The organism is Arenibacter flavimaris, assembly GCF_030291335.1.
Classification (GTDB): Bacteria; Bacteroidota; Bacteroidia; order Flavobacteriales; family Flavobacteriaceae; genus Arenibacter.
In genome coordinates, this window is sequence record NZ_JASWIM010000026.1 from 70,775 (window position 1) to 87,480 (window position 16,706).

A 16,706-nucleotide genomic window follows, 5' to 3' on the forward strand; every position below is an offset into this window, starting at 1 on the left:
AATACTCGAAATAATAACCAAATCCTGGATTAAATGAATAATTTTCTATTTGTTGCTGCTGAGAATGACGGTATTCCAAAGTGCAAGGCCGGTGGTATGGGCGATGTTGTTAGGGATGTGCCTCGGCAGATTTCGGATAGGGGAGATATGGCGCATGTAGTAGTGCCCTCCTATTCAAGATTGCATCAAAATGGAACCTTCATTACCAATCTTAATTTAAACCTGAGGGGGATGGTCTATGTGGCAGAGTTATATGAAGTCTCCCCCAAAAAGGAATTTGCAAATTTACATCATTACGTAATACACCATCCTGAAATTACCGGTGGTGAAATAGGACATATTTATCATGATGATCCGGAAGAGGCTTTTTTTACGGATAACATTAAGTTCACTATTTTTTGTACGGCCGTGGCCGAGGCAATAAAGGTTGGGGCTTTTGGGGAATTGGATATAGTTCATATGCACGATTGGCATTCCAGTTTGGTTTTGTTTCTAAAAACCTATCACCCCGAATATCAGGCCCTTAAGAAAATGCGCTATGTCTATACCATTCATAATCTGGCCATTCAAGGTATACGACCGTTCTATAATAATTACTCATCCCTAGGAAATTGGTTTCCCAATGTATCCATAGATGAAAAGAAGTTGATGGACTATAGGTACCAAGATTGTATTAATCTTATGGCTGTAGGTATTCGATTGGCCGATGCCGTACATACCGTATCCCCCTCGTATAAGGAGGATGTACTAAGACCGAGCAATCCACCTGAATTTATAGGAGGTGAAGGTTTGGAAATGGACTTACAGGAGGCAAACAATCAAGGGAGGTTGTTCGGGATTCTCAATGGTTCCAATTACAAGAATATTCGTGCGGCCGAAAAGGGATTGTTGTACAGAAATATCGTCAAGGCATTATTTAGGTGGCTACAGGAGGAATCCAAGAAATATAAAGCCGATTTTTTGGCGCATACCGGGGAAAAGGTAATGGAATATGTTACTGAAAAGCCTAAATTCATAGTTTCAAGTGTGGCCCGTTTAACAGAGCAGAAATTTTATTTCTTTAAGCGTTCACCGGAGGCATTTGTGCAAATATTGAACAGATTGAAAAAGGTAGACGGAATCTTTATGCTTTTGGGAACAGGTGCCCCTGAATATGAAGAGCTATTTCGTCAATTGAGCTATGATCATAAAAATTTTATTTTCACCAACGGTCAATCCGAAGATTTGATCGATTCGATATATTTGGAAACCGACCTATATTTTATGCCCAGTTTATTTGAGCCCTGTGGCATTAGCCAAATGTTGGCCATGCGTAACGGAAATCCATGTCTGGTGCACAATACGGGTGGTCTAAGGGATACTGTGGAGCACATGAGAACTGGATTTAGTTTTGATGGGAAGACCTATGATGATAAAATTAAAAATATGATCTTGGCACTTGATCAGGCTTTGGATGTTTTTGAGAATGACAAACCAAAGTGGAAGCAGATTCAGGCCAATGCCAAAAAGATGAGGTTCACCTGGGAAAAATCGGTTGATGATTACTACAAATATCTTTATTCCATTAACCAATAGAATCAAATCATATCAGGTTTTTGAATAATTCACTATTATTCATTAAATAACAAAATCTTCAATTGTTATCCTTGGGTGTTTTTAGTATTTTTACGAATAATTGAATAAAACAGGAATTTAAAAAATGGCGAATAACGCAACATTAGAATACAACGGGAAAAAATTTGAATTTCCAGTTATAGAAGGCACTGAAAATGAGTTGGCTATAGATATCAAAACTTTGAGGGCCAATTCAGGAATGATAACGATAGACCCTGGGTTTAAGAATACCGGCTCCTGTGAGAGTGCCATTACTTTTCTGGATGGTGAAAAGGGGGTTTTAAGGTATCGCGGATATTCTATTGAAGAATTGGCGGAAAAGGCCGATTTTCTGGAAGTGGCCTATTTGTTGATTTTTGGAGCATTGCCAAATCAAGGGCAATTGGATAAATTTCATGAAGATATAAAAGCTGAATCGCATGTAGATGAGGAGATGAAGAAGATTTTGGATGGTTTTCCAAAATCGGCACATCCAATGGGTGTACTTTCCAGCTTAACCAGTGCGCTGATTGCCTTTAATCCAACTTCAGTAAACGTATCCTCGGAAAAGGAAATGTATTGGGCCATAGTAAGGATCTTGGCCAAATTTCCTGTTTTGGTGGCATGGACCTTAAGAAAGAAAAAAGGATTGCCGCTGGATTATGGGGACGATTCCTTGGGTTATGTAGAGAATATTCATAAAATGATGTTCAAAAAGCCCAACCAGGATTACAAAAAGAACAAGATCGTCATTGAGGCCTTGGATAAATTATTGATCTTGCATGCGGACCATGAACAAAACTGTTCTACTTCTACCGTTCGTATCGTAGGATCTTCACATGCGGGATTATTTGCCTCCATTTCTGCCGGGATCTGTGCACTTTGGGGCCCCTTACACGGTGGAGCCAATCAGGCGGTTTTGGAAATGTTGGAGGCTATAGAGGCCGATGGAGGGGATACCAAAAAGTATATGGCCAAGGCCAAGGACAAGAACGATCCTTTTCGTTTAATGGGCTTTGGACATAGAGTGTACAAGAATTTTGATCCCAGGGCAAAGATTATTAAACTCGCAGCTGAGGAAGTTCTTGGAGATTTGGGTATAGATGATCCAATCTTGGATATAGCTAAAGGATTGGCAAAAGAGGCCTTGGAAGATAAATATTTTGTAGACAGAAAATTATATCCCAACGTTGATTTTTACTCTGGAATAATATATAGGGCACTAGGTATTCCAACAGAAATGTTCACCGTTATGTTTGCTTTGGGACGCCTACCGGGCTGGATTGCCCAATGGAGGGAAATGAGGTTGAATAATGAGCCTATCGGTAGACCAAGACAGGTATATATTGGAGAAAAGAGCAGATCCTTTGTTGCTTTGGACAAGAGATAGAAAAAACACAAATTCTATGCCACTGCCCTTTGTGTTAAATATACAAAGGGCAGTTTTTATTTATCAGAATAAGTATTTCTATCTTTACTTAAAAAGCAGGTATGCTAAAGTTGAACGTACAGGATGAAACTTCACGCTTAAGATCTGTGGTATTGGGAACGGCTAAAAGCTGTGGCCCTATTCCGAAACCAGAGGAAGCCTATGATCCCAAGTCATTGGAGCATATTTTGGCCGGCACCTACCCCAAAGAGGTGGATATGGTAAGGGAAATGGACGGTTTTGCCCAAGTATTTGCCAAATACGATGTTCAAGTGTTTAGGCCCAAAGTCTTGAAGGATTGTAATCAAATATTTTCACGGGATATTGCTTTTGTTATTGGGGATAAGCTGGTGAAGGCGAATATTCTTCCGGATAGGGAAAAGGAATTTCAGGCTATTAAATATGTGTTGAATAAAATAGATGAAGATCAGATAATCTATCCCCCAGAAGAGGTTCATGTAGAGGGAGGGGACGTTATGCCATGGGGAGAGTATATTTTTATGGGCACATATACGGGTTCGGATTATGCGGATTATATTACGGCACGTACCAACCAGGAAGCGGTAGATTTTATTGCCAGTCAATTCCCAAATAAAAAGGTAAAGGCTTTTGAACTTAGAAAGTCGAATACCAATGCCAGGGAAAATGCCCTGCATTTGGACTGTTGTTTTCAGCCCGTTGGAAAAAATAAGGCCATTTTACATAAGAATGGATTTTTAAGGGAAGAGGAGTATCAATGGTTGCTGGATTATTTTGGAAGCGACAACGTATTCGAGATCGGGAAAGAGGAAATGTATAATATGGTAAGCAATGTTTTTTCCATATCCCCCAATGTGGTGGTTTCTGAGCGTAATTTTACAAGGTTGAACAACTGGTTGCGGGAACACGGTTTTACGGTGGAGGAAATAGCTTATTCGGAGATAGCCAAACAAGAGGGGCTTTTAAGGTGTAGCACCTTGCCCTTGGTGAGGGAATAGTATAGTTCAGGTGCCAATTTTTGCATATAATCCGTTCCAGGAAATAATTAAGCTAAATTTGCACAGTTTTAATGATGGAAAGTTTTGTAATACCCAATTTGAAAAGTGACTAATAAAATGCAAATTACCAATACTATTTTGATGGTGCGCCCAGTGAATTTTCGAATGAACGAGCAAACTGCCGTGAATAACTATTTTCAGGAAGATCTTGATCTAAAAAACCAGGAAATAAATTTGAAGGCGCAGGAGGAATTCGATGCTTTTGTTTTGGAGTTGAGGGAAAAAGGGGTAAATGTTATAGTGGTAGATGACAAAAAGGATGTGGATACCCCGGATTCCATATTTCCCAATAATTGGGTGTCCTTCCATGCCGATGGAACAGTGGGGATTTATCCTATGTTCGCCGAGAATAGAAGAAATGAACGAAGGGATGATATTCTGGCACTTTTGGAGCAGAGGGGGTTTATTATAGAAAATATAATGGATTATACCTCGGCTGAGGAGGAGGGCTATTTTTTGGAAGGCACAGGAAGTGTTGTATTGGACAGGGTGAATGAAAAAGCCTATTGTGCCCTCTCAGATAGGGCGCATGAGGATTTGTTTATAGAGTTTTGTGAAGATTTTGAATATACTCCTATTGTATTCACTGCCAATCAATCCGTAGCGGGTACCCGAAAACCTATTTATCATACCAACGTAATGATGTGTTTGGCAGAAACGTTTGCGGTAATATGTTTGGATTCCATTGATGACAAAAAAGAAAAAAAGAATGTCGTGAGCCATTTAAAACAAGATGGCAAGGAAATTATTACTATTTCCGAAAAACAGATGCACCATTTTGCCGGGAATATGCTACAGGTCTTCGGAATGGGAGAAAAACGCTATTTGGTAATGAGTACGGCAGCTTACACTAGTTTAAGACAGGAACAGTTAAGGGCGTTGGAAAAGCATTGTGCCATCATCCATAGTTCGTTGGATACTATTGAAACCTGCGGAGGCGGCAGTGCACGCTGTATGATGGCAGAGGTGTTTCTTCCAAAAGAGTAATTATTTATCCATTGGTTTTTGTTCCTTACCTATTAAAGTATAATACCTATGGTATTTCAGTAGCTCCTTGATAAAAACTATGGCCATAAAGACCATAAAAAAGGCAAAGGGAAGTGAAGTGATAATCAATAGCTTTTGTGCGGCACTTAATACATCTACCTCTGGTTTTGCATTGCCCAATAGAATTAGGGCAATTGTAGCCAAAAAAATAAAGAGGGACCAAATTAGGCGATGTTTTTTGCTGGGTTCTTGTTTGCCTTTATCCGAAAACATACTCAATACAAAAACAGCAGAATCAACGGAAGTTACCAAAAAACCTATCAATAATAATATGGTGGTAATATTAAGGAATGTGGCGAAAGGGTAGTTGCCGAAGAAAACAAAAATAGAGGAAAACACACCATTAAATTCGTTGTTATAACTTCCCCATCCCTCAATGAGTTGGAAGGCCGAGGTTCCAAATACTGAAAACCAAAAAAAGGTACCCAAACTGGGGATGACCAAAACACCCAATAACAACTGTCTTAGGCTACGCCCTTTGGAGATCCTGGCAATAAAGATTCCTGTAAAAGGTGCCCATGCCAACCAAAATGCCCAATAGTAGAAGGTCCAATCAGTGAGAAAAGCCATGCCTGGATCATAACTGCCATAGGCCAAACTCAGGGGTATGAAATCAATTATGTAGTGGAAGGTAGCCACTAAAAAATGGTTTACAACCTTAAGGATGTCGCTGTGAACAAGGGCAAAAATCAATACCACCAAGGTGATAAGGATGTTTACCTTTGAAAGTATCTGAATTCCTTTGTTAACCCCTTTCCAAGCAGAATAGAAAGCCAACACCGAGATAAGGGTGGTGAGCAATAGCGTAGTGGCTAAGCCGAAATTGGAAGAGGTGATATGATTTAGGCCTCCATTAATTTGGGTTGTTCCCAGGCCTATGGCCGCAACCAGACCAAATACCGTGGTCATAATGGTAAGGGCATCAATTCCTGTTCTTGCCGCCTTATTGGGCAATATGTCCCCAATGGTAGAGCTGATGAGTACTTTTTTCTTTCTAACAAAAAGATAATAACCTAGGGTCATGGCAAAAAGTCCATAAAATGCCCAGGCCGTAAATCCCCACTGATAAAAGGTGAATTCCAAGGCTAGGATTTCCGATGGCAAATCTGAAGGGAAGGGAGGGTTTTGCTGCATAAAAACAGGTTCCTGAACTGCACGGAGCAAGATTCCAGCACCCATACCGGCACTATAAAGCATGGCCGTCCATGCCCAAGTGGTAAATTCAGGTCTTTCATTTTTTCTGCCCAGTTTTATTTTTCCTAAAGGGGATAGTGCAATGACCAACAAAAGAAATACGCAGCCCAGCCCAAGATATAGGTAGAAATATCCAAAATAGTTCCTGACCCAAATGGAAGCGACTTCAATGGCCTCATAGGTTGCTTCCGTAGCTATGAACACTACGATTGTACATATCAAAAGGATTCCAACGGAAATGTAAAGCAATGGGTTTTTGCGAAAAGGATTCAACATTTTGATAATATCGGTTTTAATTTATGCAAACTAAGTATTCAAAGTTTTACGGCTAGCTTATGTTATTTATGTTATGACTAATTAAAGGTCATTTACTACAGGGCAATCTCCTTAAGCATCAAAAGGAAACTACCAATGACATTTCGGCTCAGGTCCCAATGAAACGGGTTGGGTTGTAGCCAGCCTAAAGGTATTCAGATCTCATTTAGAGCGCAAACCATCCGGTTTTCTTTTCAATTAGTGGCGGGCGGGTTAAATATCTTCTATATTCGTAGGTGCATTGTCTGCCCTATGTCCCAGTAATTTTGTAAAAAATTTCTGTACGGCCTTTGTGTCAGATTTTATTTTGATAAAATATTGGTCCCTGTAAATTGTATATAGGCCAAGGTCCGTCTTATATAATGTAAATTTGTAATATGGTATAATAAGTCCAAAGGTTTCGAGTAGTGACCTAAAGCGAATTATGATCCCTTTTGGTCTTAACTCAATGTTGCAGGTGTTGGTGTTGTTGTCCAAGATCAATAGATTTTTAATTTCCATGCTACTGTCAACAATGAACAATTTGGGAGACCCAATACCGTCCAGGGCCAAACGCTCTTTTAGGGTAAAAGGTTTTCCAACTTCTTCGTCTATTTTTTTGGTAATTTCTTTGTTGTTATAGGAAACGTTCAGCAACATAAATTTTATGGATATCCAGTTTAAATCATCACGGTATGGTACTATGGGCCGTATAGGCTAATAAAGTTAAAAAAAACTTCCTTCTTGTGGTCTACTTATCCTTAACATTAAGGTGAAAGAATAAAAAATGCTTAATTTTGCAGCCGTAAATGCCTAAATTCATGAATATTCAAGACGTCCTTGCACAAAAGGTAAAAGAAGCCGTTACCTCTATTTTTAAAGTTGATTTGCCAAGCGTGGAATTTCAACCAACCCGCAAAGATTTTGCGGGTGATATTACAGCGGTTATTTTTTCCATGTTGCGATTTGTGAAAGGAAATCCTGTGCAAATTGGAGAGCAAATAGGACAGTTCCTAAAGGATGAAGTGGAGGAGGTGACCGATTATAACGTGGTTAAGGGTTTTTTGAATATTACCATTAGTAACGAATATTACCTCGATTTTTTTGAAGGAATAAGGCATCTGAGCGATTTTGGATTTGTTTCACAAAGTACTACAGACGCAATAATGGTGGAGTATTCGTCTCCCAATACCAATAAACCCTTGCATTTGGGGCATGTCCGAAACAATTTGTTGGGGTATTCCGTGGCAGAGATTTTAAAGGCCTCAGGGAAGAAGGTTTATAAAACCCAGATTATTAACGATAGGGGAATTCATATATGTAAAAGCATGCTGGCATGGCAACGCTTTGGCAATGGAGAAACGCCGGAAAGTACCGGGCTTAAGGGTGATAAATTGGTAGGGAATTATTACGTTGCTTTTGATAAGGCCTATAAGGCCGAAATTGCTACTATGATTGCTGAAGGGATAGATGAAAAGGTGGCGGAAAAAGAGGCGCCAATCTTATTGGAGGCCCAAGAAATGCTGAGAAAATGGGAAGCTGGTGATGAGGAGGTAGTGAGTTTATGGAAGACAATGAACCAATGGGTATATGATGGGTTCGAGATTACCTACGAAAATATGGGGGTTGATTTTGATCAATTGTATTACGAAAGCAATACCTATTTATTGGGTAAGGATTTTGTGGAGGATGGGTTAAAAAAAGGTGTCTTCTACAAGAAAGAGGATGGCAGTGTTTGGATAGACCTAACGGACGAGGGATTGGATGAAAAAATTGTACTCCGTTCAGATGGTACGGCAGTGTATATGACCCAAGATATTGGTACGGCCATACAGAGGGTAAAGGACAATCCAGATGTGAAGGGTATGGTATATACTGTTGGGAATGAACAGGACTACCATTTTAAAGTATTGTTCCTAATACTGCAGAAACTGGGCTTTTCTTGGGCAGAAAAACTATATCACTTAAGTTATGGGATGGTAGATTTGCCTAGTGGTAAAATGAAGAGTAGGGAAGGTACCGTAGTGGATGCCGATGAATTAATGGCGGATATGGCCCAAACTGCGGCTACTATTTCTGAGGAATTGGGCAAGCTGGAAGATTATTCCCAAGAGGAAAAACAAGAGTTGTATAAAGTAATAGGACTGGGGGCCTTAAAATATTATATCCTTAAGGTGGATCCCAAAAAGAGAATTTTGTTCAATCCGGAGGAGTCTGTTGATTTTCAAGGAAATACAGGGCCTTTTATTCAATATACTTATGCTAGGATCCAATCTATTTTGAGGAAGGCGGAGGAACTGGAGCAGCACTTGCACGGTTCGCAAAAGTTGACGGATTTAGAAGGGAAAGAGAAAGAATTGTTAAAACAACTGCAGTTGTTTCCAGAAACTGTACAATTGGCGGCCGATAACTATAGTCCGGCCCTAATTGCCAATTACACTTATGATTTGGTTAAGGAGTTTAATTCTTTTTATCAAAATGTGTCCATATTGGGGGAGCAAGATCAGACCAAAAAAATATTCAGGATTCAATTGGCAAAAAAGGTTGGTGAGGTTATAAAATCGGCCTTTGGTCTTTTGGGAATAGAGGTTCCCGATAGAATGTAAGCAAGTCTTGGCCTATAAGGGAAGTTGCATTTTCAGGCCTTAAAATTAAATTGTTCAGGACAGATATACTTCGGATAATTTCGGCAGGAGAAATTTTATTTATTCTTAGTAAATTGCGTAGTTCATACAAATGCCCTGTTAGGGATTATTACGTTAATATTGCTAAGAAGAAATCTATTTTCCAAATGTTGTTTGTTGTTTTTGCTTCTATTGTTGAAAGTGGGGACGGCACAGGAATATCGACTTCTTTCAGAAGAGGAGAAGTGGGACATACGTCAACATTCACATGTATTGATCGATATTGATCAAATTACAAGTAACAATTTACCTGTTCTTCTTAATGGTAAAACCTCTATAGCAGTCTATATTTCTGACTATCAGGAAAATTACACTACTCTTTTGGAGCAATTGACCAAAAAAAATGATTCGCTCATCTTGGTGACCGATAATATTTTTGGCAAAGACTTCCTGTCCAAATCATGGGCTCCACAGATACCATTGCAAGAGATAGAAACTATTTCGTTGGATTCCCTGATCAGCGATCTAGATGCCGCCAAATTTGATACTTCAAAGGAATTAGGGGCCGTAAAGGTGTTGGATAAGGAATTTATAAATGACAGTGTTATTGTGGATATTTGGAAGCGCTCCGGAAAAATGCCCAATTTTATACAAATTGATCCAGAGTGGTTCCCTTTCGCGGATAAACTTATCTCGGAATTGAATAAAAAGAGCAGGGTATATGGAACGGTAAGATCCAAGGTTGGCTTGTTGAATGGGGTTAGCTTCAAAAATCATAGCAACCTTATTGTTAATGGGCATTTTAGTCTTCCAATAGATCTAAATGAAAACTTGCCGGTATTTATTCCTCACAAAGCCGGCTATTATTTCTCACCCGATATAATTTATACGACCCCTGAGAACCGTGGCAATCTTAAGGAGTTTATTGGTTTTCCATTGGATTTTGAATACGGTCTAACCGATCATTTTACTTTTGGACCCATCATTAAAAATGCTACTAGAAAAAACGATAAGGAGCTTATCGTAAATAATGTAAAGATTCAATCCGATGAAGTACACGGAAAGGTGGGTTATTTTGATGATGGGGCATATGTTGATGCGGGACTGGACAGTAGAACGGCCTTGGAAGGAAGTTTTACCATCTTGGCATGGGTCAAGCCCACGGTACTAACTAGTAACAATAGTATACTGGGGAAAGGGGATAACTTTGTTTTAAAGTTGCACGAAGGTTTATTGACCTTTACCATGGCCGGAATAAAGGATTATATATCAGGGTCATCCCCAGTACCCTTGAATAAATGGACCCATGTGGCCTTGGTGCATTCCGAAGTGAATAACGAACTATTGTTTTTTGTAAATGGGGTACAGACCGATGAGATACAGCTCATTGAGGACTATGATACATCCGACTATAATATTTTAATCGGAAGTAATTTGTGGCAAGAGTTTTTTGTGGGATATCTTACCAATATTAAAATATGGGAGCGTGAGCTCAATGCCCATGAAATTGCCAAGGAATACCAAAAAATAGAGGTGGACAATTCTATGTTATCATCCTTATATGTGAAAATAGGAATAGCTATTGCTGGTTTTTTACTTATCTTCTTGGCGTTAAAGTTTAGGAAGAGGGGGTCGATAAGGCCAAAGTTGTCATCGGTACCAGTAGGAGGGGTAAATAACCATGCCAACAGGGATCATAAGACGTTAATTGGTACAACGGAAAAAATACTTTGTTTTGGGGCTCTGCGCATTATAAATTCTGAAGGGGTTGATATTGCCAAAAAATTGTCCCCTAAGTTAAAACAGCTGTTTGTTATAATTTTGTTGCATAGTATTGGCGACAAGGATGGAATTAGTACCAAAAAGCTTACGGAGGCACTTTGGCCGGGGATGAGCCCAAAGAATGCCAAAAATACCAGGGGTACCAATATCCAGAATCTTAGGGCCATTTTGTCCGAAGCCAAGGAAATGAATTTGACATTTCGGGATAAAAGTTGGTATTTGGAAATAGGAAAAAATTGTTTTTGCGATTATCAGGAGGTTTTGGATTATTTGAAAGATTTGGGTAGTAGCGGGGTAACCGTTCCTTATTTGGAAGAACAATTGCCCCAATTGTTCTCTATATTAAAGTCAGATCGATTTTTTGTAAACATGAGCGATTCATGGCTGGATCCCATTGTTGAAAATATGAGCAATAGAATCATAGAATTCTGTTATGATATTTCAAAAATGTTGGACATGGATACGCATAGCGCTTTAATGTATAACTTGGCATCCGTGATGTATATCTACGATGATTTAAATGAGCATGCCCTACAGATCAAATTGCAGATTCTTATTAGGCAGGGGAAATTGAGTTTGGCACATACTGCCTATGACAATTTTGTTAAGCTTTATGAAAAAATTTACGGTGAGGTATATACGGTTAAATTTGAGGACATGGTGGTTAATAAGTCCTAACAGCACCCATGGATATTTGAAAATATTTATATAATTCCCTCTTTTTCAATTTTATTACCCCAAATATTACCCCTTTTTTTACGCATGTCACTATTTCTTTGTGGGTTTAAATATTGAAACTTCAATTAATTAATAGAATAAGTATAGATGGATAAAAAATCAACCAGCCGTAGGGAATTTGTTAGAAAGTCGCTAGTGGCAGCTGCAGGAATCAGTATAATTCCAAGACATGTCATGGGAGGGACAAATTTTATTCCGCCTAGCGATCAATTGACCAAGGCCGTAATAGGCGTTGGGGGCATGGGCCAAGGACATTTGAATTATGAAGGGACTAGACTTTTGGCTATTTGCGATGCCGATGCCAACCATCTCTCGAATACCCTTCAAAAAGTGGGAAGCGGTGTTAAGGGGTATCGGGACTTTAGGGAAGTTTTGCAAAGACCTGATGTGGATATCGTGCATATAGCTACTCCTCCGCACTGGCATGGTCTTATGTCTATAATGGCGGCGGAAGCAGGAAAGGATGTCTGGTGTGAAAAACCCATGACAAGAACTATAGGTGAAGGGAAAAAGGTTGTGGAAGCCATGCAATTGCATGGAAAGATGTTCCGCTTAAATACCTGGTTCCGTTTTAAGGATAACTTTTACGGAATGGGTACTCCGGTAAAAAAGTTGAAGAAGGTAGTGGATAGTGGTGCCTTAGGGTGGCCGTTAAAAGTAACCATTAGCGGGGTTACTGGATTTAATTGGAAGTTCTATTGGGTTGGTAAGGAAAATTTAACGCCTCAACCTGTACCAGCGGAGTTGGATTATAATATGTGGCTGGGACCGGCCCCGGAAAAGCCTTATCATCCACATAGGGTGCACGGTACCTTTAGGGGATATTGGGATTATGATGGCGGTGGACTCGGCGATATGGGCCAGCACTATATTGATCCGGTACAATATTTTTTAGGAAAGGATAATACCAGTCCGGTAAAAGTGGAGGTGGATGCACCAGAGCAGCACTATGATGCCATAGGGACTTGGAGAAGAATTACCTATACCTATGCCGATGGTTGTCAAATTATCCTGGACGGTGAAAATAGTGATAAGGATGCTGCCTATATTGAAGGGCCCAATGGAAAAATATACAACGGTTTTAAGTCGACCATCCCCAATATAGAAGGTTTGATCAATAGTATTCCAGATCCTGAAGAGCAGATTACCGTATTCTCGGAATCGGTTAAAACCAGACAGAAATTTGCCCTTAATGAAGAGAATGGCCATCGTTCCGCAACGGTTGTGAACATGGGTATTATCGCCTTGAGATTGGGACGTACATTGGAGTTTGATCCTGTAAAACAGGAATTTATCAATGATGAGGAAGCCAATAGATTAATAGATCAACCAATGAGGTCCTCTTGGGCTTATTAACCAAATACTAGAAATATAAAATGAATACATTATATAAAAACATAGGTGTGCTAATGCTATTTATAGGCACATTTGCCATTAGTGCACAGGACAATAGAACCTTGGATACCAAGGTGGCCGATATTTTGATGCAATTACCAACGGAAGACCTGGATCATTCGGATCGCCTAATGCAGGAGATTATTGATCTGGGCGAGGATGGGATCCTAAAAATTACCGATAAGCTGGTTCCTTTGGGAAGTGGAAATGATACCCAGGCCAGATACGCCATTCAGAGTGTGTCTATTTATAGTGGTGGGAAACAACCAAAAATTCAGAACTCTGTGGTTGAAAAGGCCTTGTTACATGCGTTGGGGGCGGCTAAACACAAGGAGGTGAAGTCCTTTTTAATGGACCGACTAATTTATGTTGGAACCGATGCAAGTGTTCCTGTTTTAAAGGGGTATCTATCCAATAACGACTTGTTTAAGCCAGCATTGGTTGCTTTAACGGCCATAGGTACCACTGACGCTTCCTTGGCAATTTTGAAAGCTACGGAGGTAGGGGATGTAAATAAACAAGCTGCTTTTATTGAGGCTTTGGGCGCACTACAATTTGCTCCTGCGGAAGAAGTGTTGAAAGCTAGTGTAAACTCATCCTCGAAAATAGTACAAGAAAGAGCCTTGATGGCTTTGGCCGAAATAGGAAGTCCAACTTCCTATGAGGTCTTGGAAAAAGCTGTTTCTAGCTCCAATTATCAATTGGATGACTCCAAAAGTATTATAGCCTTTATCCACTATGGCAATAAATTGCAAAAGAAAGGCGATAAAGTTTTAAGTAATACCGTGGCCAACGCCTTGCTCAAAAATTGCAGGATGGATGACCAACTGCATTATCGATCTGCGGGAATTCATATATTGAGTGAGAATGAAGGCACTGCCTTTACCAAGACCTTGTTAAAGGAGTCCAAGAACAGCAATAAGAATTATGTTGGTGCCGTGCTGGATGCGGCCGGCTCCGATCTTACGTCCACGGAGGTTGCACTATGGGTAAAACAGTATAAGAAATCATCAATAGAAATTAAGCCGCTTATAATTAGAATGCTTGGTAAAAGCAAGGAAACGGTTGTTTTTGATAAGGTTGTTTTGAAGGCGGTGGAAGACAAGGATGTTGCTGTACGTGAGGCAGGAATAAAATCTTTGTCCTATCAAGAAAAGAACAAGGCCTTGCCAGTATTGTTCAACAGTTTAAAACAGGCCACTACCCCTGTGGAATATAAGGCTATAGAGGAAAGCTTGTTAAGATTGTGCGATGCCAAGGACAGTGGGTTATTGGCCGGTCAGCTCCCCAATGTAAATGAGGCCGGTAAGGAAGTATTGATAAATGTCTTGGCGGCCAGAAATGCCACTGATCAATTTGATACACTGGTAGCGGTTATCGATTCAGGAAGTGAAAACGTTGCTGGTGCAGTATACAGGGCTTTGCCATCTATTTCAACGGATAAGGATTTTTCCACCTTGGTTAATCTGTTGAACAAGACCGATAAGGCCGAAAACATAAATAATGCACAGCAGGCCCTTTTGGGTATTCTGGATGAAAGTAATGGCAAATATGCGGATGCTGTCTTCAAGGAGTATAAAAAGGCCGCGGATAAGTCAAAATTATTGCCGGTACTGGCTTCCTTAAGTAATCAGGAAGCATTGGAATTGGTTTCCCAAAGCCTTTCTAAAGGTAATGATAGTGAAAAAATGATTGCTTTGGATGCCTTGTCCAACTGGAAAAACAATGATGCTTTGCCATATCTATTTAGGTCGGCCACATCTAGTACTGATGGTGCAATAAGAAAAAATGCTTTTACCAATTATCTTGCCAAGGTCAGAAAATCGGATTATCCGGATGATCAGAAATTGTTGTTGGTTAGGAAGCTGATGCCTGAGGCCAAAACCCTCGCAGAAAAAAAGCAAGTGCTTTCTGCGGTAAGGAATATAAAAACCTTCCTTTCCCTAATTTTTGTTTCGGAATATTTACAAGATAAGGAACTTTTAACAACCGCTTCAAATGTAGCTATAGCCATTGCTTTGCCTACCCCTGGTAAACAGGATGGCCTAAGCGGGGAAGTGGTAAGGGATATTGTATCTAGAAGTATAGACAACCTTACAGGTCCAGATAGCCAGTATATTAAAATTGACGTGAAGGAGTTTTTGGATAAAATGCCCAATGAGAAAGGCTTTCTATCGATCTTCAATGGCAAGGACTTTACAGGATGGGAAGGATTGGTACAAAATCCAATAGCACGGTCCAAAATGTCTTCCAGAAAATTGGCAGCAGAACAGGCCAAGGCCAATGAACAGATGATGAAAGATTGGTATATAGAAAACGGTGTTATCGGTTTTAAAGGGGAAGGGTATAATAATATTTGTACCATTAAGGATTATGGCGATTTTGAAATGCTCGTAGATTGGAAGATTACCAACGGAGGCGATAGTGGTATTTATTTAAGGGGTACGCCCCAGGTTCAAATATGGGACATTGCCAGAGTAAATGTTGGTGCCCAAGTGGGGTCAGGTGGTTTGTACAATAATCAAAAACATGAGAGCAAGCCTTTGCAGGTGGCCGACAACCCCATTGATGAATGGAATACCTTTAGGATTAAAATGGTGGGTGAGCGTGTTACGGTACACTTAAATGGAGTCTTGGTAACGGACAATGTAGTTTTGGAAAACTATTGGGACCGCAAACAGGCAATTTTTGCAAAAGAGGCCATTGAGCTACAGGCTCACGGGGAAGACTTGGGCTTTAGGAATATTTATGTAAGGGAAATTGGTTCTGGTGATGATCTATTGACCGAAGAGGAAAAGAAAGAAGGTTTTAAATCTTTGCTGAATGGAAAGGATCTTGATCATTGGGTCGGCAATAAAACCGACTATGTTATGGAAAACAATGAGTTATTGGTACGCCCTAAAAGGGGTGGTCACGGAAATTTGTATACCGCAGAAGAATATTCGGATTTTATTTTCAGGTTCGATTTTAAATTGACTCCTGGCGCCAACAACGGTTTGGGTATTCATGCTCCCTTAAAGGGCGATGCTGCCTATGAAGGTAAGGAATTGCAGATTTTGGACAATACGGCCGAAATTTACGCCAATCTAAAACCTTACCAATACCATGGGTCCGTATATGGAATAATGGCGGCAAAAAGAGGAGCATTGAATCCGGTAGGGGAATGGAATTCGCAGGAGGTTGTCGTTAAGGGAAATCATGTTAAAGTAACCTTGAACGGCACCGTCATTGTGGATGGGGATTGGAAGGAGGCGTCCAAGAATGGGACGGCAGACCATAAGGAACACCCAGGCCTGGAAAGAAATACAGGTCACATTGGTTTCTTGGGCCATGGTGCCGAACTCGCCTTTAGGAATATTAGAATTAAGGATTTGAGCAAGTAATTTTATTGATTATTTATTTATATGCCGGGAGTTATGGATTGTACCTATCCATAACTCCCGGTTTTTTTAGGCACCTTCAGAGGTAGATTAAATACTTGATATTCAGCATATTAATTCGTATTTTAGATAAAACAAAACCCCGAATATGAGTCTCCAGCTCTAAAAACGGGGTATTATCCTAATTACGTAT

At 40.0% G+C, this 16,706-nt stretch carries 10 protein-coding genes; 8 read left to right on the forward strand and 2 right to left on the reverse strand.

Annotated features, from left to right (window positions below; genetic code table 11):
• Positions 1-33: 33 nt before the first annotated feature.
• The 4 genes from QSE00_RS17905 to ctlX all read left to right on the forward strand — a co-directional run bounded on the left by QSE00_RS17905 (position 34) and on the right by ctlX (position 5,046).
• Entirely contained in the window at positions 34-1,575 is a 1,542-nt protein-coding gene (locus QSE00_RS17905; RefSeq protein WP_110357430.1) for a glycogen synthase, read from the forward strand.
• Between the two features lie 124 nt (positions 1,576-1,699).
• Positions 1,700-2,983, forward strand: coding sequence for a citrate synthase (locus QSE00_RS17910; RefSeq protein WP_110357429.1), 1,284 nt, complete (start codon positions 1,700-1,702; stop codon positions 2,981-2,983).
• A 101-nt stretch (positions 2,984-3,084) separates the two neighbouring features.
• Positions 3,085-3,999: a dimethylarginine dimethylaminohydrolase family protein gene (locus tag QSE00_RS17915; RefSeq protein ID WP_110357428.1), complete on the forward strand. Its 915-nt coding sequence runs from the start codon at positions 3,085-3,087 to the stop codon at positions 3,997-3,999.
• Positions 4,000-4,116: 117 nt separating this feature from the next.
• Positions 4,117-5,046, forward strand: coding sequence for a citrulline utilization hydrolase CtlX (ctlX, locus tag QSE00_RS17920; protein WP_110357427.1), 930 nt, complete (start codon positions 4,117-4,119; stop codon positions 5,044-5,046).
• Here ctlX and QSE00_RS17925 read toward each other — a convergent pair whose 3' ends face one another.
• Together QSE00_RS17925 and QSE00_RS17930 are read right to left on the reverse strand one after the other, a co-directional pair.
• Positions 5,047-6,576, reverse strand: coding sequence for a BCCT family transporter (locus tag QSE00_RS17925; RefSeq protein ID WP_286106950.1), 1,530 nt, complete (start codon positions 6,574-6,576; stop codon positions 5,047-5,049).
• A gap of 252 nt (positions 6,577-6,828) precedes the next feature.
• Positions 6,829-7,254, reverse strand: coding sequence for a hypothetical protein (locus QSE00_RS17930; RefSeq protein ID WP_110357425.1), 426 nt, complete (start codon positions 7,252-7,254; stop codon positions 6,829-6,831).
• Between the two features lie 161 nt (positions 7,255-7,415).
• Between QSE00_RS17930 and argS the strand changes: the two genes are divergently transcribed.
• The 4 genes from argS (at position 7,416) to QSE00_RS17950 (ending at position 16,516) form a co-directional block, all read left to right on the forward strand.
• Complete coding sequence (gene argS, locus QSE00_RS17935; RefSeq protein WP_286106951.1) at positions 7,416-9,200, forward strand: arginine--tRNA ligase; 1,785 nt, start codon at positions 7,416-7,418, stop codon at positions 9,198-9,200.
• A 195-nt stretch (positions 9,201-9,395) separates the two neighbouring features.
• A complete protein-coding gene (locus tag QSE00_RS17940; RefSeq protein WP_286106952.1) occupies positions 9,396-11,678 on the forward strand; it encodes a LamG domain-containing protein in 2,283 nt (760 codons plus the stop codon).
• A gap of 147 nt (positions 11,679-11,825) precedes the next feature.
• Positions 11,826-13,094 carry a Gfo/Idh/MocA family oxidoreductase gene (locus tag QSE00_RS17945; RefSeq protein WP_110357422.1) on the forward strand — a complete coding sequence of 423 codons (1,269 nt, stop codon included), beginning with the start codon at positions 11,826-11,828 and terminating at the stop codon, positions 13,092-13,094.
• Positions 13,095-13,114: 20 nt separating this feature from the next.
• On the forward strand, positions 13,115-16,516 hold the full coding sequence (locus QSE00_RS17950; RefSeq protein WP_286106953.1) for a DUF1080 domain-containing protein: 3,402 nt from the start codon (positions 13,115-13,117) through the stop codon (positions 16,514-16,516).
• Positions 16,517-16,706: the final 190 nt, after the last annotated feature.

Excerpts from the sequence above, each read along its gene's own strand:
- QSE00_RS17950 (WP_286106953.1), top strand. The coding sequence starts at position 13,115 with ATGAATACATTATATAAAAACATAGGTGTGCTAATGCTATTTATAGGC.
- QSE00_RS17910 (WP_110357429.1), top strand. The coding sequence starts at position 1,700 with ATGGCGAATAACGCAACATTAGAATACAACGGGAAAAAATTTGAATTT.
- QSE00_RS17945 (WP_110357422.1), top strand. The coding sequence starts at position 11,826 with ATGGATAAAAAATCAACCAGCCGTAGGGAATTTGTTAGAAAGTCGCTA.
- QSE00_RS17905 (WP_110357430.1), top strand. The coding sequence starts at position 34 with ATGAATAATTTTCTATTTGTTGCTGCTGAGAATGACGGTATTCCAAAG.
- ctlX (WP_110357427.1), top strand. The coding sequence starts at position 4,117 with ATGCAAATTACCAATACTATTTTGATGGTGCGCCCAGTGAATTTTCGA.
- QSE00_RS17915 (WP_110357428.1), top strand. The coding sequence starts at position 3,085 with ATGCTAAAGTTGAACGTACAGGATGAAACTTCACGCTTAAGATCTGTG.
- QSE00_RS17930 (WP_110357425.1), bottom strand. The coding sequence starts at position 7,254 with ATGTTGCTGAACGTTTCCTATAACAACAAAGAAATTACCAAAAAAATA.
- argS (WP_286106951.1), top strand. The coding sequence starts at position 7,416 with ATGAATATTCAAGACGTCCTTGCACAAAAGGTAAAAGAAGCCGTTACC.
- QSE00_RS17925 (WP_286106950.1), bottom strand. The coding sequence starts at position 6,576 with ATGTTGAATCCTTTTCGCAAAAACCCATTGCTTTACATTTCCGTTGGA.